The sequence below is a fragment of the Sphingobacterium chungjuense genome, from assembly GCF_011316935.1.
Lineage (GTDB): Bacteria > Bacteroidota > Bacteroidia > Sphingobacteriales > Sphingobacteriaceae > Sphingobacterium > Sphingobacterium chungjuense.
This window is the reverse complement of record NZ_WLYS01000001.1, coordinates 807,128-828,625: the sequence shown is the minus strand read 5'-3', so window position 1 is coordinate 828,625 and position 21,498 is coordinate 807,128. Positions and strand designations below refer to the sequence as shown.

The following is a 21,498-nucleotide window of genomic DNA, read 5'->3' as shown; positions in this document are numbered from 1 at the left end:
AACATCTATAAGATGTTTCACGTGGAACATAGGGAAAACATCATGTTTGATAAATATAACGTCATTGTGGTAGGAGCGGGTCATGCAGGCTGTGAAGCAGCTGCAGTGGCTGCCAATATGGGTTCAAAAACCCTTTTAATTACGATGAATATGGGCGTAATAGCCCAAATGAGCTGCAATCCGGCGATCGGTGGTGTAGCAAAAGGACAAATTGTACGAGAAATTGATGCCATGGGAGGTTATACTGGAATTATAGCCGATAAATCTACAATCCAATTTAGAATGCTCAATCGCTCTAAAGGACCAGCAATGTGGAGTCCAAGAGCGCAAAATGATCGCATGCGTTTTGCAGAAGAGTGGCGTTGGCAATTAGAAGATTTACCTAATCTCGATATATGGCAAGACACCGTGAAGGAATTAATAGTAGAAGACAATGTAGTTCGCGGTGTTGTAACTTCGCTAGGTATTCGCATTGATTCGGACGCAGTCGTCCTTACTAACGGTACGTTTCTGAATGGAGTGATTCACGTTGGCGAAAAAACTTTCGGTGGTGGAAGAACTGGCGAAAAAGCCGCAACTGGTTTGACGGAACAATTGGTCTCCTTAGGTTTTGAAGCTGGTCGAATGAAAACAGGGACACCACCCCGCGTAGATGGTAGAAGTCTAAACTATACAAAAATGGAAGAGCAATGGGGCGACGAAAACCCTGGCAGATTCTCTTACAACGATATAGACAGACCTCTCGAAAAACGCTGCTGCTGGATCACCTATACAAATCCAGATGTTCACGATATTTTAAAGACTGGATTCGAACAATCACCCATGTTTACTGGTCGTATCAAAGGCCTGGGCCCTCGATACTGTCCATCGATAGAAGATAAAATAAATCGATTTGCCGAAAGAGATAGACATCAAATTTTCGTAGAACCTGAAGGTTTTAGGACAGTTGAAATATATGTTAATGGTTTTTCTACCTCATTACCCGAAGATGTACAGTTAAAAGCTTTAAGATCCATTCCCGGTTTCGAAACAGCCAAAATGTATAGACCAGGTTATGCTATTGAATACGATTACTTTCCGCCAATGCAATTAGATTTGACATTGGAAACTCAAAGCATCAAACATCTTTTCTTCGCCGGACAAATTAATGGAACTACAGGTTATGAGGAAGCTGCTGCGCAAGGATTCATCGCTGGGCTTAATGCACATCAACGAATCAATGATCAACATGAACTTATATTGAAAAGATCAGAATCTTACATCGGTGTGTTGATAGACGACTTAGTCACAAAAGGCACGGACGAACCCTATCGTATGTTTACCTCCCGAGCAGAACATCGTTTATTATTACGTCAAGATAATGCAGATATTAGGCTGACACCAATAGCATACAAATTAGGATTAGTGAGTGACGAACGTATGAATAGGGTAGAAGAGAAGATAACAAACTCTGATAAAATTGTGCAATTCATGCGCAATACCAGTACAGAACCTAGTGATGTTAATACCGCATTGGAAGATTGGGGATCGTCTACTATTACGCAAAAAACGAGACTTTTTAATTTGTTGAGTCGTCCTCAAGTCGATATACTATCGCTGGCGAAAGTCGACAAGAATTTGGGTACCTATCTTAACAACTTCGATGCAGAAACGATTGAACAAGCCGAGATCAAGGTTAAGTATGATAGCTACTTCGAGAAAGAAATGGAAATCGTCAACAAAATGAAGAAGATGGAAGACAAAGAAATTCATCATGATTTTGACTATTCCACTATTAATTCCCTGTCAACAGAAGCACGGCAAAAACTTACGACTGTCAGACCACGTACTTTAGGGCAAGCATCTAGAATTTCAGGAGTTTCTCCGGCAGATATTAGCATTTTGATGGTTCATATATAGTAAATAACTGTAAATCAAATATTTACATTAAATCTATAACGACGCATTTTTAGTTGATTAAACGTATTATCTAATAAAATATGGGTTCTATATCCAAAAACAATAAAAGTGTCTTAAAACGCTTAAAAATAGCGTTAAAACAGAATGCATATTTACTACTATTAGCAATAATCATATTGACGGCATTTCAGCAATGTGCTAACATGTCTCGACCGACTGGTGGTCCTAAAGATTCAATTCCACCAAGCGTTGTTTCTGAACTACCGGCCAATTTCTCCACTAATTTTACAGAACGTAAAATTCAAATCACGTTTGATGAATTTGTAAAAACAACCAACCAACAAAAGGAATTCAGTGTATCACCTGATATGGATATTCCAGCTATTTACAAAATTCGAAAACGTACACTTCATATTGAACTTCCAGACAGTTTAGAAGTAAACACAACGTATACGATTAACTTAGGAAAAGGATTAGTAGACTTCAACGAAGGAAATCCTATTCTAAATTATACGTATGTATTCTCAACCGGATCTGAACTAGATTCACTATCCATAGAAGGAAGCGTTAGCAATGGATTTACACAAGATTTCGATCCAGAAAAAGATAAAGACATCAACGTCATCCTGATACCCACTAGCAGAGATACTATTTTTGGAAAGAAAAAAGCATCCATTTTCACCACAGTGGATACCTCAGGTACTTTCAGATTACAAAATCTAAAGGAAGACACCTATCGCATATATGCTATCAAAGAGCAAAACAATGATCGTACCTACAATTCACCAGATGAATGGATTGGTTTTCTACAAGATAGTATTGTTTTAAGACGTGATACGGCCGGAATACACCTTGAGCTAAGTAAAGGGCCGGTTCGAAATTTTAGGATGTTAGAACGCAAATTGGAAAGTAGTGGTATGGCACTCCTCGTATTTAATAAAATAGTAGAACAACCTACTCTTCGAATCTTAGATCCAGTGGTGATGAATGGTCAAGCTATTCCAAGATTTGCACCTACGAACGATTCTGTACGCGTCTACTTACCCAACTTAGACTTTGATTCGGTCAAGTTCGAATTATCTGATATTACAGGTGTGTTAGATACCAGCGTAATCCGTAAACCTAGAAATCTAAAATTAGACAGAGCAATAACACCACTATTTAGTATTACTAATAAGGTAGATCGTGTCAAACATATCCAACTATCAGCAGGAACACCGCTACAACAGGTAGATAAATCGAAGGTTATTCTAAACGAAGATTCCATTCCTCGCCGCAACTTTCAATTGCAAGCGGACAGCATCAACCCAGAAATGTACCACATCCGTTTTAATTGGCGTCCAAAAAGAAATTACGAATTGACGTTAGAGGAAGGCGCTATGCAAGGTTATTTCGAGGAAGTCAATAAAGAAGAAAAGATACAATTCACCATGAACGAAGCTGAAAGCTATGGCGACATCGCCTTGGCATTTAATGGTCTGGATACCGCACAGCAATATGTCATTGAATTGATCTCGGAAAATAAGGAGAAGGTTTTCGAATCGCAAATATTACCCAGCAATCAACAATTGGCTTATCGCAAATATCCTACTGGAAAATACAGTATCCGGGTAATTTGGGATAGAAATAGAAATGGCAAATGGGATCCTGCCGACGTATGGACGATGACCTATCAAGAACCGATATGGTATTTGGACAGGACATTTACCATCCGAGCAAACTGGGAACAAAACGAAACTATTGATGTACGATTTAACACACGTTAGATCGTACTATCATCTTTAAACCAAGAGCTATACTTTACATAATTGTGTGGCAATTTGTCGAGTAATGCTAACTGTTCGTCGGTCAATGGCTTAATTTTCTTTGCTGGAACACCTGCATAAAGATAGCCTGATTCACAAATGGTATTTTCTAAAACTACGGCACCAGCAGCAATAATTACGTGACTCTGCAACACAGCACGATCCATCACGATAGCGCCCATACCTACTAATACATGTGAGTGTATCACGCAACCATGTACGATGGCATTATGTCCAATATTCACATAAGATCCAATATCTGTACCATTCCGCTCATACGTACCATGTATCGTCACATTATCTTGAATATTGGTATAATGACCAATTTTGATGTAATTCACATCACCACGAATCACGGCATTAAACCAAATTGAACAGTGTGAACCAATGGTAACATCGCCTACAACCGTACAATTGGGCGCTAGAAAAGCATCTAAAGCAATCTGTGGAACATGCTCACCTACCGGCAATATAATAGCTGACATAACTTAAAAAATTAGTAAATAGTATCCTGTAATTCGGCGGCATGATCAGGATAATCTGTGGTGTAATGCAGACCCCGACTTTCTTTGCGCGCCATGGCTGACTTGACCACGAGGTAAGCCACTTGTATAACATTTCGCAACTCGCATAGTTTTACAGATAGTCTGGTATTCTTATAAAAAGATTCCGTTTCGTCATATAATAAACCTAAGCGACGTAATGCGCGTTCTAAGCGAAAATCCGAACGTACGATTCCCACATAGTCACTCATCAATTTTTGCGTTTCGCGCAGATTGTGCGTAACTAAGATATCTTCGTTCGATAAACTGGTGTCTGTATCATCCCATTCGGGAATACCGACTCTATACGAAAGAGTATCAAATACATTTTCCACATGTTTGAATATACGATGTGCATAAACTGCTGCTTCAAGCAACGAATTGGATGCCAAACGATTAGCACCATGTAGACCAGTAGAAGCACATTCGCCACAGGCGTACAAATGTTGAATACTCGTGGCACCATTGCCATCTACCATAATACCACCGCATAAGTAATGCGCCGCAGGCGATACCGGTATAAAGTCTGAACTCATATCCACACCAATACGCATACATTGTTCATATATGTTAGGAAAATGCTCCAATATATCTTCTTTACGACGATGTGTAATATCTAAATACACATAATCCAGCCCAGACTTCTTCATTTCCAAATCAATAGCACGCGCAACCACATCCCTTGGAGCAAGCGATCCACGCACATCATATTCTTCCATAAAAGAAACACCATCGGCTCTACGCAAAATACCACCAAAACCACGAACAGCTTCCGAAATCAGAAAAGCGGGATATTCTGCCGGGTTAAACAAGGCCGTTGGATGGAATTGAATGAATTCCATATTACGAACCTTCCCTTTGGCACGATACACCATCGCAATCCCATCACCAGTTGCAATAGTAGGATTTGTGGTACTAGAATACACATGCCCCGCACCGCCAGTTGCCATTAAAGTCACCTTAGAAAGGAACTTTTCCACACGACCTGTAGCCGTATTTAGGGCATAAATACCATAACATGAGATATCATCCGAACGTTTATCCACATGTATCCCCACATGATGTTGGGTAATTAAATCTACTGCAAAATAATGCGTGAGAATCTCAATATTAGGATGAGCATGCACACGTTCTAGTAATGCTCTTTCAATCTCATAACCTGTGATATCCTTATAATGTAATATACGGTGTGCAGAATGTCCACCTTCTTTGGCTAAATCATAGCTACCAGAAGCTTCTTTATCGAAACTGGTACCATAAGCAATCAATTCGGCAATACGATCTGGTCCTTCTTTGATAACATGCTCTACCACAGCAGGATTACACAAACCATCACCTGCAATATGTGTATCAGCTATGTGATCTTCAAAGCTATCTGCTTTGTCAATCACGACTGCAACACCACCTTGTGCGTATTTGGTGTTGGATTCATCTTCATTAGATTTAGTAACAATTAATACTTTACCTAATGTGGCTGCTTTGAGTGCAAAACTCAAACCCGCTATTCCAGAACCTACAATTAAGAAATCAGTACACTTTTCAGACATGGGTAAACGATGTAATAATAGACCAACAAATTAACAAATAATGTGGAAAACATGTCGATAAACGGTGGAGCGAAAAGTAAAACTTTATTTTATTCCACAATGTGGAACAAAAATCAATAATTTGTGGAAACATATTACCACATCATGAATCCAATATTAACAAAATGTAAACAACAAAGATTTCACATCGAAACATGGAAAAAATAAAAGTCCAAAAATTACAGGACTGATAATCAGCATAAATCTATATTTCAAATTGTGGATAAGCTGTGGATAAACTAAAATAACCATTACTTAGCCAAAAAAATGAAATCACTTATCCCCATTATCCACACACTAATAAACAATAAGATCATTTTATATAAAACTCTTTATTAATTATTGAAAAAAGGGAATGTGGATTTCGTTTGAAATTGTTTCTTTACTTTTGTCCTGTTCCTCCATCATGGAAAACATCATCACCATTGCATAGAAGAGAAAAATGGATACTAGGTTTGATACTGTTTTAGAAGCCAAAGGATATATCGATCTTCCTATCGATCCATCGATAGATTTAATCGCAGAAATCCAGCGTCTGAAAAAAGAAAAAAATGCTGTGATCTTGGCTCATTATTACCAAGAAAGCGAAATTCAAGACATAGCGGATTACATCGGCGACAGCTTGGGATTGTCGCAGCAAGCCGCTAAAACAGAGGCTGATGTAATTCTTTTTGCGGGTGTGCACTTCATGGCCGAAACGGCCAAGATATTATCACCGGAGAAGAAAGTTTTATTACCTGATCTAAAAGCAGGTTGTTCATTATCAGATAGTTGTCCGCCGCACTTGTTTGCGAAATTTAAGGAGCAATATCCTGATCATCTGGTGATTACCTATGTGAATTGTACTGCGGAATTGAAAGCGCTATCTGACATCGTCTGTACTTCAAGCAATGCGGTACAGATTGTGGAAAGCTTACCCAAAGACCAGAAAATAATCTTCGGTCCGGATCGCAACTTGGGTGCGTATGTGCAAAAGAAAACAGGTAGAGATTTAGTGTTGTGGAATGGCGCTTGTATGGTGCATGAGATTTTCTCGCAGGATAGGATTAACGGCTTAAGAGCCGAATATCCGACGGCTAAATTCATCGCTCATCCAGAATGTGAGGATCATATCTTGGCAAAAGCCGATTACATCGGATCCACATCTGGCATGCTTAAATACACGATTGAAAACTCGGCAGATACGTTTATCGTAGCGACCGAATCGGGTATTTTGCATCAAATGCAGAAGGCCAGTCCAAGCAAAACATTCATTCCGGCTCCGCCGAATAATCTATGCGCTTGCAACGATTGTCCGCACATGAAGTTGAATACACTGGATAAATTGTACAATTGCCTGTATTACGAATTGCCAGAAGTGGTGCTTCCAGCAGATGTAATACAACGTGCTCAAAAACCCATTGAGCGTATGCTGGAAATCTCGGAACGTCTGGGATTGTAGTTCACCTTTTACACGAATACTATGTTTGACAATAGCGAAAAAACAGATATCAAGGAATTAGGAGAATTTGGGCTGATTGCCCATTTGACGCAATCAGTACAACTAACACAAGCATCCTCCGTTAAGGGAATTGGCGATGATGCTGCTGTCCTTAATTTTGAAGGAAAGAAAACCCTGATTTCCACCGATCTATTATTAGAAAATGTACATTTTGATTTGCGCTATGTTCCCTTAAAACACTTGGGATACAAGGCAGTACAAGTCAATTTGAGTGACATATATGCCATGAATGGCACGGCTTCTCAGATCACGTTCTCGATCGGCATGTCTTCCAAATTTCCACTAGAAGCTGTTGAAGAGATTTATGAAGGCGCACTATTGGCTTGCAATAAATACAATGTCGATTTGATTGGCGGCGATACCTCGGCGAGTCATCAAGGATTGGTACTTTCGGTAACGAGCATAGGATATGCTGATGAAGCGGATATAACATATCGTTCTGGCGCGAAAGAAGGTGATTTATTATGCGTTTCTGGCGATTTGGGTGGTGCATATGTGGGTCTACAATTGCTGGAGCGGGAAAAGCAGATTTTCTTAGAAAATCCAAAAATTCAGCCCGATCTGGAAGGAAAAGATTATATCATCGAGCGCCAATTAAAGCCTGATGCCCGCGGCGATGTGGTCGAATTATTGCGTCAGCTCGACATCAAACCCAACGCCATGATCGATGTATCGGATGGTTTGGCATCGGAGATTTTGCACATCGCAAAAGCGTCTAATGTAGGTTGTACGATCTATGAAGACAAAATTCCATTGGATCCAATGACTTATGATACAGCCAGAGAATTTGGCTTAGATCCTACGATCTGCGCCTTGAGTGGGGGCGAGGATTACGAATTGTTATTCACTATTCCACAAGCAGATTATGATAAGGTGAAAAACCAACTGGACATCACCGTGATCGGCCACATGACCGAAGCTTCAGCAGGTTGTCAAATGATCTCTAAATCCGGAAAAGTACATCCATTGCAAGCGCAAGGATGGAATGCTTTTAAGTAGGCCAAACGTCATCGCGCGGAGGCACGACGACGTAATCTATTTTTTAAGTTGATCTAATAAGCATAACTATACAAAACAAAAGGCGGTCTAATACCGCCTTTTGTTTTGTATAAATATTACTTACGTCTGTATCACACCAACATTATACCGCTCTATCGTCGGATTTTGATTAGCTGCCTCAATGCCCATGGAAATGATTTTACGTGTATCTTTTGGATCGATCACACCATCCACCCACAAACGGGCTGCCGCGTAGTATGGGCTTAATTGCTTTTGATAGGTAGCATTGATCTTTTCTAGTAATGCTTCTTTTTCTTGTTCGGTCAGCGCTTTGTTTTGCGCTTTCAGCGTAGCTTCTTGAATCTGTAATAAGGTTTTTCCGGCCGAAGCGCCACTCATTACCGCCATTTGCGCCGTTGGCCAGGCATAGATCAATCGGGGATCATATGCTTTTCCACACATGGCGTAATTACCCGCGCCATAGCTGTTACCGACAATAAAGGTGAATTTAGGTACGACAGAATTGGCCATCGCATTCACCATTTTTGCACCGTCTTTGATGATTCCGCCCTGTTCCGAGCGTGATCCAACCATAAAACCGGTCACATCTTGCAAGAATACCAAAGGAATCTTTTGCTGATTACAATTCATAATAAATCGAGCCGCTTTATCTGCAGAATCTGAGTAAATCACGCCACCCATTTGCATTTCGGTCGCATTTCCAGGCTTTTTGGCTTTGACCACCTGCCGTTGATTGGCTACAATACCCACTGCCCAACCATCCACGCGCGCTAGCGCACAGATAATCGTCTTTCCGTAATCCTTTTTATATTCTTCCAGACTATCTTTATCCACAATACATTTCAACACCTCGTGCATATCATAAGGCTTCAATCTATCTTGCGGAAAGTAATTATATAGATAGTTCGCATCCTGCGCTGGTGCTGCTGCCGCAATGCGCGAGAAATGCGCCTTATCTTGATGTCCGAACTTATCCACAATGCCGCGAATCGCATCTAGGCAACTTTTATCATCCGGATATTTATTATCTGTCACGCCTGAGATTTCGCAATGCGTTGTGGCGCCGCCCAAGGATTCATTATCAATCACTTCACCGATGGAAGATTTTACCAAGTACGAACCGGCTAAAAACACCGATCCCGTACCTTCTACGATCAACGCATAATCTGACATGATCGGCAAATACGCGCCACCTGCTACGCAGGAACCCATAATCGCCGATATCTGAGGAATGCCCATCGAGGAAATCTTCGCATTATTCCTAAAAATCCGTCCAAAGTGCTCTTTGTCTGGGAATATCTCGTCCTGCATCGGTAAGTATACACCAGCTGAATCCACTAAATAAATAATGGGCAAATGATTTTCCATGGCGATTTCTTGTGCGCGCAGATTTTTCTTGGCACTAATGGGAAACCACGCGCCGGCTTTTACCGTCGCATCATTAGAAACCACGATACACAATCGCTGCTGTATATAACCCAAAACAATGACCACACCACCATTTGGGCAGCCGCCGTGTTCTATATATAAATCCTCGCCCGCAAAGCTTCCAATTTCCACATACTCGCTATCGGCATCCAATATATAGTGCACGCGCTCCCAAGCCGTCATCTTGCCTTTAGATTGGTGTTTTTCGATCTTCTTGATTCCGCCACCTAAATGCAATATTTCTAACTTTTTCCGGAGTTCAGACAATAAGTTTTCCATAATATGTGTTATCTAATGAAATACTAATTTACAACTGGTTGTATTGTTAAATTTGTATAAATATCATAAAATTTAATTTGTTTTTTATAATATTTGTAAAGTATTTATCACAGCCTTTGTGAGCCTAAGCAAAATTTTATGATGAAAAATTCAATTGATACAGAACAATTACTAATGGTAAGGCAGAGTGCAAGAGATTTTGCGCTGGCACATATCAAACCGCATATCATGGCTTGGGACGAGCCCCAAAAATTTCCCGTCGAATTATTCAAAAAATTAGGCGATTATGGTTTTATGGGGATTCTCGTACCCGAAGAATATGGCGGTGCAGGACTAAGTTATCAAGAATATATTGCTATTCTCGATGAAATATCTAAAGTATGTGGATCTATCGGCCTTTCCGTAGCGGCGCACAATTCCTTGTGTACCAATCATATTCTTTCATTTGCCAATGAAGAGCAAAAGCAAAAATATCTTCCAAAGCTCGCCACAGGCGAATGGATTGGCGCCTGGGGATTGACGGAAACGGGATCGGGTTCCGATGCTGGCGGACTTTCCACAGTTGGTGTATTGGATGGCGATCATTATGTGATTAATGGCAATAAAACTTTTATCACGCATGCCATATCCGGCGATGTTGCTGTCGTCATGGTACGAACGGGAGAGAAAGGCGATAAACATGGCGTTTCGGCATTCATTATAGAAAAAGGAACGCCTGGATTCACTGCCGGCCAGAAAATGGACAAATTAGGTATGCGCGCATCCGAGACGGCGAGTTTATTTTTCGACAATTGCCGCGTACACAAAAGCCAGATGATAGGCGATATTGGTACAGGATTCGTACAGGCATTGAAATTATTGGATGGAGGACGTATTTCCATTGCCGCATTATCGCTGGGCATAGCACGCGGTGCGTACGAATGTGCTTTGAAATATGCGCAAGAGCGCGAGCAATTCAACAAGCCAATTTTCGAATTTCAAGATGTATCGTTTAAATTAGCAGATATGGCCACGGAGATTGAAGCCTCGGAATTGCTAGTCCAGCATGCTGCTATGTTGAAAGATCAAGGCGAGAAAGTAACCAAAGCAGGAGCGATGGCCAAATTGTATGCCTCAGAAACAGCGGTCAAAGTATCTAATGAAAGTGTGCAAATCCACGGTGGCTATGGCTTTACCAAAGATTTTGCAGCCGAGAAGTATTTTAGAGACGCGAAGCTATGTACTATTGGAGAAGGCACGAGTGCTATTCAGAAAATGGTCATCGCGCGAGAAATAAAAAAAGATGTCCTATAAAGATATTCAAATAGTAGATTGTGTTCGTGATGCCATTCAGGCATTAGATCAACATATTCCGGTGCAGCAGAAGATCGATTATATCAATCTTCTGCTATCCAGCAATGCGTTTGCATGCCTCGATGTAGGAAGTTTTGTATCTCCGAAAGCGGTACCGCAAATGGCTGATACAGCATCTGTCATGGCAGGTTTGCAAAAAACAAGTGGTACCAAATTATCTGTCATCGTAGCCAACGAACGAGGTGTGAAAGAAGCGCTGGAATACGATAAAATTGATTATTTGGGATATCCTTTCTCGATATCCGAGACTTTTCAACAAAGAAATACACATAGCAGTATTGCAGAATCCTTTGATCGCGTAAAAGCAATGCAGGATTTGACAGCAGCAAGCAATAAAGAAATGCTGCTCTATATTTCCATGGCATTCGGAAATCCTTATGATGATCCTTGGCATGCTGATTTGGTGTTGCATTGGATTCAGCAGTTACAAGATTTGGGAATAAACAATTTTTCCATAGCAGATACCACAGCAGAAGCCACAACAAGCAGTATCACGGAAGTTTTTACGCTAGTGAACCAACATTTTACGGATTTAAAACCTGGAATTCACCTGCATAGCCGACCAGAAAATGCATTGGCGAAGATCGATGCGGCCTACGATGCCGGATGTCGAAGATTTGAAGGGGCAATTTTAGGTTATGGTGGATGTCCCTTTGCGCAAGACAATTTGGTGGGAAATATGCCAACCGAATTGCTGCTACGCCGCTTTGAAAAAAGTTCAATCGAAGAATTGCAACCGATTATAACAGCGTTTCAAGAATTAGTGAAGCCAACTATAACTCATCATTGAGGCCATGGAAATACCGTATCATTATATCAAAACCCGCAAAGAAGGACATATATTTCACTTAACCTTGGCGCGTCCCGCAAAGCGGAATGCCTTTACACCGGCTACGATTAGTGAAATAGCGCATGCCATCGAGCAGATCAATCAGGATGATGAAATTACGGTTGTCGTGCTTTCTGCAGAAGGACCGGTATTTTGTGCCGGAATGGATCTCAAGACATTTCGCGACGAAAACTTGGATGTAAGAAATGAAGCCATTCCACACCAAGAGATATCGTTGGGTGAAGTGTTTAATAAATTGAATAAACCTTCTATCGCCATAGTAGAAGGAGACGTAATTGCTGGCGGATTTTTGTACATACTCGGATGTACGTATGTATTAGCCAAACCAGAAGTGCGTTTTAGGCTTCCTGAATTAGACTTGGGCCTATTTCCATTTCAAGTGATGGCCAGTTTGCTGCGCGTAGTTCCAGAAAAGAAAGTATTGCAATTGTGTTTGAATACCGATTATTTTTCGGTTGAAGAAGCGCTGTCGTTAGGTATTGTCGATGGATATCTAAACGAAGCTACTTGGCAAAACTTGTTGGACAAGTTCGCCAAAGCCGATGTATCTGTACTCAAAGCAGGATTCGAATCTATTCGGCAATTGAAAGATATGCCTACAGAAAAACAATATAGCTATTTAAAGCAGGTATTGGATAAGCTAAAATAAGTGCTTAATAAAATGAAGATAGCACCCTTTTTTGGGAAAATTCAGACCTTCTGTTTCCACCAAATACGTACAAATTAATACAGAGCTTATTGATTAGCAGAAACATTTATTTGTGTATATTGTTAATAAGTTTGTTACTTTGTAATCTATTTTTGAATATTTCTCCCATATGAGCATAGAGATTGGATCCAAACTAAAGGATATTATATTGCCATCTGATTTACGAAAATTGAAAGAGACTGACCTAGAGGAAGTTTGTTCTGATTTACGGCAATATATTATTGATATAGTTTCGGTAAATGGCGGGCACTTTGCAGCAAGTTTGGGCGTAGTCGAATTGACTGTGGCGCTACATTATGTGCTCAATACACCGTATGATCAAATCGTGTTTGATGTTGGTCACCAAGCTTACGGTCATAAAATTCTGACAGGAAGAAGAGAAAATTTTCATACTAATCGCCTTATCGGTGGATTGTCTGGATTTCCAAAACGATCCGAAAGTGAATACGACGCCTTCGGCGTAGGGCATTCGTCCACGTCTATTTCTGCAGCTTTGGGTATGGCAGTAGCTTCTGCTTACAAGGGAGAACACGATCGCCAGCACGTAGCCGTAATCGGAGATGGTGCATTAACTGGTGGAATGGCTTTTGAAGCGCTTAACCACGCCGGTATTGAAAAATCAAATATTCTGGTCATCCTCAATGACAATTGCATGTCCATTGATCCCAATGTAGGTGCATTGAAGGATTATCTTACTAATATCACCACTTCTAAAAGTTACAATCGATTTAGAGACGATTTGGTCAGTGTCTTAGCTAAAATTTCTAAGAATGGACCTAATGCCTACGGTTGGGCTAAAAAACTCCAGCAGACCATTAAAGGAACGCTCTGGGAGAACGCTAACTTATTTGAATCGCTTAATTTTAGATATTTTGGTCCAGTAGACGGGCACGATGTTAATCAACTGGCCAAAACCATAGAAGATCTAAAACATATTCCTGGACCAAAGCTCCTGCACGCCATTACGGTAAAAGGTAAAGGTTATGCTTTGGCCGAGAAAGATCAAACCAAATGGCATGCACCCGGTCTGTTCGACAAGATTACGGGAGAAATTAAGAAAACAATTCACGAGAAACCTCAGGCACCAAAATACCAAGACGTATTCGGCCACACACTAGTGGAGCTGGCAGAGTCAAATAAGGCAATCATGGGAATTACCCCAGCAATGCCGAGTGGTTCATCTTTGAATATCATGATGAAAGCGATGCCTGATCGTGCATTTGATGTAGGTATTGCAGAGCAACATGCGGTTACATTTAGTGCTGGACTTGCCACGCAAGGTTTAGTACCTTTCTGTACCATATATTCTTCCTTTATGCAGCGCGCATTCGATCAAGCGATCCACGATGTGGCATTACAGAAACTCAATGTGGTATTCTGCTTAGATAGAGCAGGTTTGGTCGGTGCTGATGGACCGACGCATCATGGCGCTTATGATATTGCTTTTATGCGTTGTGTACCAAATATGATTGTGGCCGCTCCTATGAACGAAGAAGAGCTTCGCAATATGATGTTTACCGCGCAATTGCCAGACAAAGGACCATTCAGCATTCGTTATCCACGTGGATCTGGCGTGATGCCGGATTGGCGGAAACCATTTAGAGAACTTCCAATTGGTAAAGGTCATAAGATTTGCGATGGTGAAGAAGTAGCCGTACTTAGTTTTGGTCATATTGGTAATGAAGTTGTGAAAGCTTTCAAGCAAGTAAGCGAAGAAGGTATTCATCCAGCGCATTATGATATGCGCTTTGTCAAACCATTGGACGAAGAGCTGCTGCACCAAATCTTTGCCAAATTCCAAAAAGTAATCACCGTCGAGGACGGTTGCTTAATGGGTGGATTTGGATCTGCAATCTTAGAGTTTATGGCAGAGCACAATTATCAAGCTCAGGTGGTACGATTAGGTATACCAGATGATATCGTGGAACACGGTGATCAAGAGGAATTGTGGCAAATATGCCGCTACGATGCAACTGCAATGGCAGAAGAAATAAATAAACTAACAGCCGGCCGCAAAACCCAAACTTTGGTCGGATAATTGCTACATAATTCTTTAAAAGTGAGCCCCTAGAGGTAATTTCTATCTCTGGGGTAAAATACGCGTTATTAACCGCCAAAGTTTTCCACAAGTCCTTTCGAACATCTAAGTAAAAGGCACTTTTTAAGTGAAAAAATCAGCATACAAAATCGATGTTAATAAAAAAATATTGACATCAAAATTTGTAGTGATAACGCTTAATTTTTATTGTAAAAAACTGATAATTAAACACTTATTCTTTTTTTATATTTTTAGTTTTATAGCTCAAAAAAAATTGTCATCTTCGTTGTAAGAGAAAGTTTTTAACAGCTTTTTTGTCAATCATTGGTTTTCAAGTTATTAACAATTTACGAATGGAAAAAACGTGTACAAGTGTGTGGAATAGCTGTCTTCAAGTCATAAAAGACAACATTCCTGCGCAGAGTTTCAAAACATGGTTTGAGCCTGTGAAGGCCATACGTCTTGAAGAAAACGTTTTGACTATTCAGGTGCCGAGCTTGTTTTTCTACGAATGGTTAGAAGAACATTATGTGGGCATCCTTCGCAAAACAGTTAAAAAGTTCTTAGGAGAACAAGGTCGTTTGGAATACAATATTGTCGTAGAAAAATCTTCGACTAGTATACCATTTACCACCAACATACCGTCTAACGGAAATGGGGCAGAAGGAAAGAATCAATCGATCCCTGTACCTGTTGCACTCAACAAAAATATCAAGAATCCATTCGTGATTCCAGGGTTGAAAAAGCTGCAGGTAGATCCACAGCTTAATCAAAATTATACCTTTGATAACTTCATCGAAGGAGAATGTAATCGTTTGGCGCGATCAGCAGGTTTTGCCGTAGCAAACAAACCGGGCGGCACTTCCTTCAACCCATTGATGGTATATGGCGATGTCGGCTTAGGTAAAACGCACTTAGTGCAAGCTATTGGAAACGAAATCAAAAAGAATCTTCCAGATAAATTGGTGATCTATGTTTCCTGCGAGAAGTTCTGTCAGCAATTTGTGGACTCATTGAAAAACAATACGATCAATGATTTCGTAAATTTTTACCAAGCGATGGACGTGATCGTCATGGATGATGTGCATAACTTCGCCGGAAAAGAAAAAACGCAGGATATTTTCTTCCATATCTTCAATCACCTACACCAATCGGGTAAGCAGATTATCTTGACCTCAGATAAACCACCAAAAGATTTATCAGGATTAGAAGAGCGCTTACTAAGCCGTTTCAAATGGGGGCTTTCAGCCGATATTCAGGTGCCCGATCTAGAAACAAGAATGGCAATCCTCAAGAAGAAAATGTATTCGGACGGGATCGAATTGCCAGAGAATGTAGTCGAATTTGTGGCTAATCAGATCGATAATAGCGTCCGGGAGTTAGAGGGAGCCATGGTTTCTTTGCTTGCACAATCCACGCTCAATAAAAAAGAGATTGATCTGAACTTAGCGAAGTCCATGTTGAAGAACTTCGTGAAGAACACCAGCAAAGAAATCTCGATGGATTACATCCAGAAACTGGTTTGTGAGTACTTTGAAGTACCGGTTGAGATGGTGAAATCCAAGGTGAGAAAGCGAGAGATTGTACAGGCGCGTCAAATCTCCATGTACTTGGCCAAAAACCACACGAAATCCTCTCTAAAGTCGATCGGTAACTTCTTTGGAGGCCGTGATCACTCCACAGTTATTTACGCTTGCCAAACGGTAGAAGATCTCATCGAAACCGACAAAAAATTCAAAACCTACGTGCAAGACATCCAGAAAAAGCTAAAAGCTTCGTAGTCTTAAGTCACATATTTTATACAGGCGCCAAGTTGTTACTTAGGCGCCTTTTTATTTTAAGTTGATTATTCTTATTTTGCGTCAAATTTCAATGCAAACGGTTGCATTGAGCAGGCTAATACCTTTTATTATGTTTAAAGAAACTCGAAACATATTGCTAATTGCGGGCTTAGGATTGTGTCTAAATACAACCTCCAGTTTAGCACAAGAGAAATTTCGATATAAAGATGCTCGGTTAAGCACGAGCGAGCGCACGGCCGATCTTTTAAGTCACATGACGCTAGAAGAGAAAGTGGGTCAGTTGCTCTGTCCACTTGGTTGGGAAATGTATACCAAAAATGGTAATACCGTAACCTACTCAGAGAAATACAAGAATTTGCTGGATAAGCAGCATGTAGGTATGTTTTGGGCGGTATTTCGTGCAGATCCTTGGACGCAGAAAACATTGGAAAATGGTCTTAGACCAGCATTAGCTGCCGAAGCAGCCAATGCCATGCAGCGCTATGCCGTGGAAGAAACTCGTTTGGGAATTCCAATTTTCATTGCAGAAGAAGCACCACATGGTCATATGGCTATCGGAACGACAGTTTTCCCGACAGGAATTGGTATGGCCTCTACGTGGAATCCTGCATTACAAGAGCAAGTTTCGGCAGTTTCCGCCAAAGAAGTTCGTCTTCAAGGTGGACATATTGGTTACGGACCGGTTTTAGATCTTTCGCGCGATCCACGTTGGTCTCGCGTAGAAGAAACATATGGTGAAGATCCCGTTTTGAGCGGAACAATGGGCGCCGCAGCAGCAAAGGGAGCTGGTGCAGGCGATATCAAGAATCCATACGCGGTGATTTCCACCATTAAGCATTTCATTGCTTACGGCATACCAGAAGGTGGCCACAATGGCAATAGTGCCATCATCGGGCAGCGGGAATTGCATGAAAGTTTTCTGCCGCCGTTTTTCAAAACAGTAGAAGCCGGCGCACTATCGGTAATGACGGCTTACAACTCCATTGATGGTATTCCTTGTACGGCAGATGGTTATTTACTGACCGATGTATTGCGCAAAGATTGGGGATTTGATGGCTTTGTGGTTTCCGATTTAGGAAGTATTGATGGCGTGTATTCGAGCCATCGTGTAGCATCTTCTTTGCAAGAGGCAGGGACGATGTCATTGGAGGCTGGCGTGGATGTGGATTTGGGCGCACGCCCATTCGCAGAGCTTATCGAGGCGGTCAACGCTGGAAAAATTGATATCGCCAAGATCGATAGTGCTGCCTCACGTGTGTTGCGTCTTAAGTTTGAGATGGGGTTGTTTGAAAATCCATACCGTGATGCAAAAGCAGCAGGACGTGAAGTAAGAAGCAAAGACAACGTAGCCGTAGCTCGTAAAGCGGCACAAGAATCTATTGTCTTGCTCGAAAATAAAAACAACGTATTGCCATTATCTGCCAAAAAAGTAAAAAAGATTGCGGTGATCGGTCCAAATGCGGATACCTATTATAATCAATTGGGCGACTACACCGCACCACAAGAACGTGCAGTGATCCGTACGGTATTAGATGGTATTAAAACAAAAGTACCTACAGCAAATGTCATCTATGCAAAAGGTACAGCGATTCGCGATACGGCGCAATCTGATATTGCAGCAGCAGTAGAAGCGGCAATGCAAGCCGACGTTGCGGTCGTAGTAGTTGGTGGTTCTAGTGCGCGCGATTTCGAAACCAAATACATCGAAACTGGAGCGGCTGTAGCCGATGCCAAATCGCTTAGTGATATGGAAAGTGGTGAAGGTTTTGATCGTTCTACATTGGATTTATTAGGCGATCAGATAAAGTTACTAGAAGCGATTAAAAAAACGGGCAAACCGATGATCGTGGTGTATATTCAGGGAAGACCACTCAATATGAATTGGGCAAAGGAAAATGCGGATGCTTTGTTGAATGCTTGGTATCCTGGTCAAGAAGGTGGAAATGCCATTGCCGATGTCATCTTTGGCGATTACAATCCAGCAGGAAGAATGCCGATTTCTGTACCGCGTTCGGTTGGTCAATTACCTGTGTATTACAACAAAAAAGTGCCTAAAGGGCATGATTATGTAGAAACTTTAGGTTCGCCCTTATATACATTTGGTTACGGAAAGAGTTTTACAGAGTTTGGTTACAGTGATTTGAAGATCACGCAACAGGCAGATGGTGGTATAGAAGTGAGTTTCCAAGTGAAAAATACAGGATCGCGTGCTGGAGATGAAGTGGTGCAACTGTATGTACGCGATGAATTTGCTTCAACGGTACAACCGATCAAACAACTGAAGAAATTTGATCGTATCCATTTGGCCGCTGGGAAATCCAAGCAAGTTGTGTTCCGTTTGCTTCCCGAAGATCTTTCGATAATCAATCCAAAGATGCAGCGTATCATGGAAGCGGGAAGTTTCCATGTGATGGTAGGCGCTTCTGCGGATGATATCCGCCTAAATGAAAAGGCAGAGATCACCAAATCAGTACAGCTACCTTTGTACGGAAAAGTGAAATAAGACAGCTGTATACCACATTAAAAAAGCCCGAAATCATCTGATTTCGGGCTTTTTACTGGCTTGGGTATTAAGAGTGATCATGTTCTACGCTCTTGTCACCATCTTGTTTTTTGCATTCACGTTTATCGCGATCAGGTCTGCGATTAGTACGTTTAGACCACTCGCTGCGATTTTTCTGCATTTCAGCATACTTTTCTTTTTGATTCGCATCCAATAATGCTTCTATTTTACGATCGGTTTGAGCTCTTAATTCTTTCGCTTTATTGCGTGTTTCTTCGTTCTTAGGATCTGAATCTTTGTAAAGTGCTTGTGCATTCTTCGATTGATCTAGTACCAGTTTATGGATAGATTCTTTTTGTGAAGCAGTCAGAGCCAGTTTTTTATCTAGCTGCTCCACTTTAGCTTTGGCTCGAGCTTCTGGATCTTTGTTGAAACCACTGCGTTCCGTTCTTTCACGATTACGAGTTTGTCCATCTTTGTTCGCCTCATTACGATTTTGTGCTTGTGCAGCGTTTAGCCCTACTAATAACGCTAATGCAATCATTACATTTTTCATAATATTTCTCCTTTTTTAGTTTAAATAGCATTTTTTTCTTTAACAAAGGTGGAGAATGTATCTGGAAGAAAATAAAAACAAACAGTTTTTAACTTCCTTTAAGGTTCATTTACACTTTATCGCGCAAGAGTGTTAATAACATCCTGATGAATCTGTTCTTCTTGATCAAAAACGAAGGTAATTGGGATATAATAGCAGGGTATATTGGGCAAAGAATGCAGCGATAATCGCTGCGCATCTTTCTCTGTAGTGACCAATACTGTATCTTCTTTGGCTGCTAATGCTGCGTAGGCCGACTGAATTCGCTCGTAATCTGCTTTCGTGAATAGATGATGATCTGGCAAAGCAATGCTTTCCACATATTTAGCTTCCTGTTGAACATAATCCAATAGGGGAGCTGGGTTTGCGATTCCGGTTACTAGCAGCACCTGTTTGTCGTACAGATTCACCGATGAATTAATTGCCGAGTTGCTTTGCTTAGAAAGGGCTTTAGGAGCGCCGTAAGCGATCGAAGCAAAATAGATGGGCGCTTTACTATGTTTACGTAATTTCTTCGTGATTTGGGTGCGCTGTTGTGCGCTAATATCTTTTGGTATTTTGGTAATGACGATTACATCAGCTCTTTTTGCCTGCGGCAATAAATCTCTGAAATTCCCGGTGGGCAATGGAATAATTGGCCTGAGTAAAGAAGCATATTCAAACAACAAAATATTGCAGCTGGCGGAAACTTTACGATGCTGAAAGGCATCGTCCAGCAATATCAAATCGTGATCTTCTAACAAGATTTCCATCCCTGTCCGACGGTCTTCACAAACAGCTACCGTCAGGTGCGGAAATTTTCGTTTGAACTGCAAAGGTTCATCGCCCGTCGAGACGGCATCATCGTTTATGTGCACATCGCGAAAACCTGTTGTTTTGCGGCCGTAGCCACGGCTTAGCGTGGCTATTTTGTATTCACCATCAAACCATCGGATCAAGCACTCAGTCATGGGCGTTTTGCCACTGCCACCCACCGCAAGGTTGCCAATCACAATACTGCGTACGGGATAACTTTTACTGCTCCAGATTCCTGTATCGTATAGCACATTGCGTAGCCAAACCGCAAGACCATACAAGAGCGAAATGGGTAAAAGTAGCCAACGCAGTAGGCGTATCATGGTTTTTGGGCAATTAATAAACCAATATCGGTGATTCCCATCAATTCATGATCCTCCATATGGTGCTGTATCGAAAAGTGGTAAACACCGGTATCAGGAAAGAGGTATGTTTTAAGAATCGGTTCTTTGATCTGATACAAATTGCCGGCAGATTGACCGAGCCATCGCCCATCTTCCTTAGCCAAAGATAGCTCCATGTTATACGTGGTATCCTTACCGGAAGCATGCTGCTGTTCTACAGAAAACACCAGATTGGTGTAGGGATAAAAATTATTGTGCCGCACATTTACCAATATTTCATATGGTTGGGAGACATCAGCAATGTGCGCAGAAAACTGTGCAACAGAATCGCGATTCCAACGGTAATCGTCGATCCTGTTGTTTTTCTCGTATGCAATATGCGGATCGCAGGATGCCAACAACAACAGCCACACTAAGCTCAAAACTATTAGGCTATGTGCTCTCAGCAT

General features: G+C 41.2%; 16 protein-coding genes. 10 read left to right on the top strand and 6 right to left on the bottom strand.

What is annotated here, in order from left to right; translation table 11 throughout:
• The first annotated feature begins 42 nt into the window (after positions 1–42).
• A complete protein-coding gene (mnmG, locus tag GKO22_RS03770; protein ID WP_166332950.1) occupies positions 43–1,899 on the top strand; it encodes a tRNA uridine-5-carboxymethylaminomethyl(34) synthesis enzyme MnmG in 1,857 nt (618 codons plus the stop codon).
• A gap of 203 nt (positions 1,900–2,102) precedes the next feature.
• Positions 2,103–3,665: an Ig-like domain-containing protein gene (locus tag GKO22_RS03765; protein WP_240920094.1), complete on the top strand. Its 1,563-nt coding sequence runs from the start codon at positions 2,103–2,105 to the stop codon at positions 3,663–3,665.
• On the opposite strand, the gene GKO22_RS03760 is transcribed toward GKO22_RS03765, so the two are convergent.
• Both GKO22_RS03760 and nadB read right to left on the bottom strand, forming a co-directional pair.
• A complete protein-coding gene (locus tag GKO22_RS03760) occupies positions 3,662–4,189 on the bottom strand; it encodes a gamma carbonic anhydrase family protein (protein ID WP_166332733.1) in 528 nt (175 codons plus the stop codon). The genes GKO22_RS03765 and GKO22_RS03760 overlap by 4 nt on opposite strands.
• Positions 4,190–4,200: 11 nt before the next feature.
• Positions 4,201–5,793, bottom strand: coding sequence for an L-aspartate oxidase (nadB, locus tag GKO22_RS03755; RefSeq protein WP_166332732.1), 1,593 nt, complete (start codon positions 5,791–5,793; stop codon positions 4,201–4,203).
• Between the two features lie 481 nt (positions 5,794–6,274).
• Between nadB and nadA the strand changes: the two genes are divergently transcribed.
• Positions 6,275–7,273 carry a quinolinate synthase NadA gene (nadA, locus tag GKO22_RS03750; RefSeq protein ID WP_166332731.1) on the top strand — a complete coding sequence of 333 codons (999 nt, stop codon included), beginning with the start codon at positions 6,275–6,277 and terminating at the stop codon, positions 7,271–7,273.
• A gap of 21 nt (positions 7,274–7,294) precedes the next feature.
• Positions 7,295–8,332, top strand: a complete 1,038-nt coding sequence (gene thiL / locus GKO22_RS03745) for a thiamine-phosphate kinase (RefSeq protein ID WP_166332730.1) — start codon at positions 7,295–7,297, stop codon at positions 8,330–8,332.
• Positions 8,333–8,452: 120 nt separating this feature from the next.
• Here the strand turns inward: thiL and GKO22_RS03740 are convergent, their stop codons facing one another.
• Positions 8,453–10,060: an acyl-CoA carboxylase subunit beta gene (locus GKO22_RS03740; RefSeq protein ID WP_166332729.1), complete on the bottom strand. Its 1,608-nt coding sequence runs from the start codon at positions 10,058–10,060 to the stop codon at positions 8,453–8,455.
• Positions 10,061–10,198: 138 nt separating this feature from the next.
• Here GKO22_RS03740 and GKO22_RS03735 point away from each other — a divergent pair, with 138 nt between their 5' ends.
• The 6 genes from GKO22_RS03735 to GKO22_RS03710 all read left to right on the top strand — a co-directional run bounded on the left by GKO22_RS03735 (position 10,199) and on the right by GKO22_RS03710 (position 19,315).
• A complete protein-coding gene (locus GKO22_RS03735) occupies positions 10,199–11,353 on the top strand; it encodes an acyl-CoA dehydrogenase family protein (protein ID WP_166332728.1) in 1,155 nt (384 codons plus the stop codon).
• On the top strand, positions 11,343–12,203 hold the full coding sequence (locus GKO22_RS03730) for a beta/alpha barrel domain-containing protein (protein WP_166332727.1): 861 nt from the start codon (positions 11,343–11,345) through the stop codon (positions 12,201–12,203). Before GKO22_RS03735 ends, GKO22_RS03730 begins: the two co-directional genes overlap by 11 nt.
• Positions 12,204–12,207: 4 nt before the next feature.
• A complete protein-coding gene (locus GKO22_RS03725; protein WP_166332726.1) occupies positions 12,208–12,912 on the top strand; it encodes an enoyl-CoA hydratase/isomerase family protein in 705 nt (234 codons plus the stop codon).
• Between the two features lie 169 nt (positions 12,913–13,081).
• On the top strand, positions 13,082–15,010 hold the full coding sequence (gene dxs, locus GKO22_RS03720; protein ID WP_166332725.1) for a 1-deoxy-D-xylulose-5-phosphate synthase: 1,929 nt from the start codon (positions 13,082–13,084) through the stop codon (positions 15,008–15,010).
• Between the two features lie 353 nt (positions 15,011–15,363).
• Positions 15,364–16,791 (top strand): chromosomal replication initiator protein DnaA, encoded by a 1,428-nt coding sequence (gene dnaA, locus GKO22_RS03715; protein ID WP_116775376.1) that lies wholly within the window; start codon positions 15,364–15,366, stop codon positions 16,789–16,791.
• A 130-nt stretch (positions 16,792–16,921) separates the two neighbouring features.
• Positions 16,922–19,315 carry a glycoside hydrolase family 3 N-terminal domain-containing protein gene (locus GKO22_RS03710; protein WP_166332724.1) on the top strand — a complete coding sequence of 798 codons (2,394 nt, stop codon included), beginning with the start codon at positions 16,922–16,924 and terminating at the stop codon, positions 19,313–19,315.
• Between the two features lie 67 nt (positions 19,316–19,382).
• On the opposite strand, the gene GKO22_RS03705 is transcribed toward GKO22_RS03710, so the two are convergent.
• From GKO22_RS03705 to GKO22_RS03695, 3 genes are all read right to left on the bottom strand, one after another.
• On the bottom strand, positions 19,383–19,871 hold the full coding sequence (locus GKO22_RS03705; protein WP_166332723.1) for a hypothetical protein: 489 nt from the start codon (positions 19,869–19,871) through the stop codon (positions 19,383–19,385).
• A 116-nt stretch (positions 19,872–19,987) separates the two neighbouring features.
• Entirely contained in the window at positions 19,988–21,028 is a 1,041-nt protein-coding gene (gene lpxK, locus GKO22_RS03700; protein WP_166332722.1) for a tetraacyldisaccharide 4'-kinase, read from the bottom strand.
• Positions 21,025–21,498 (bottom strand): gliding motility lipoprotein GldH, encoded by a 474-nt coding sequence (locus GKO22_RS03695; RefSeq protein WP_166332721.1) that lies wholly within the window; start codon positions 21,496–21,498, stop codon positions 21,025–21,027. Before GKO22_RS03695 ends, lpxK begins: the two co-directional genes overlap by 4 nt.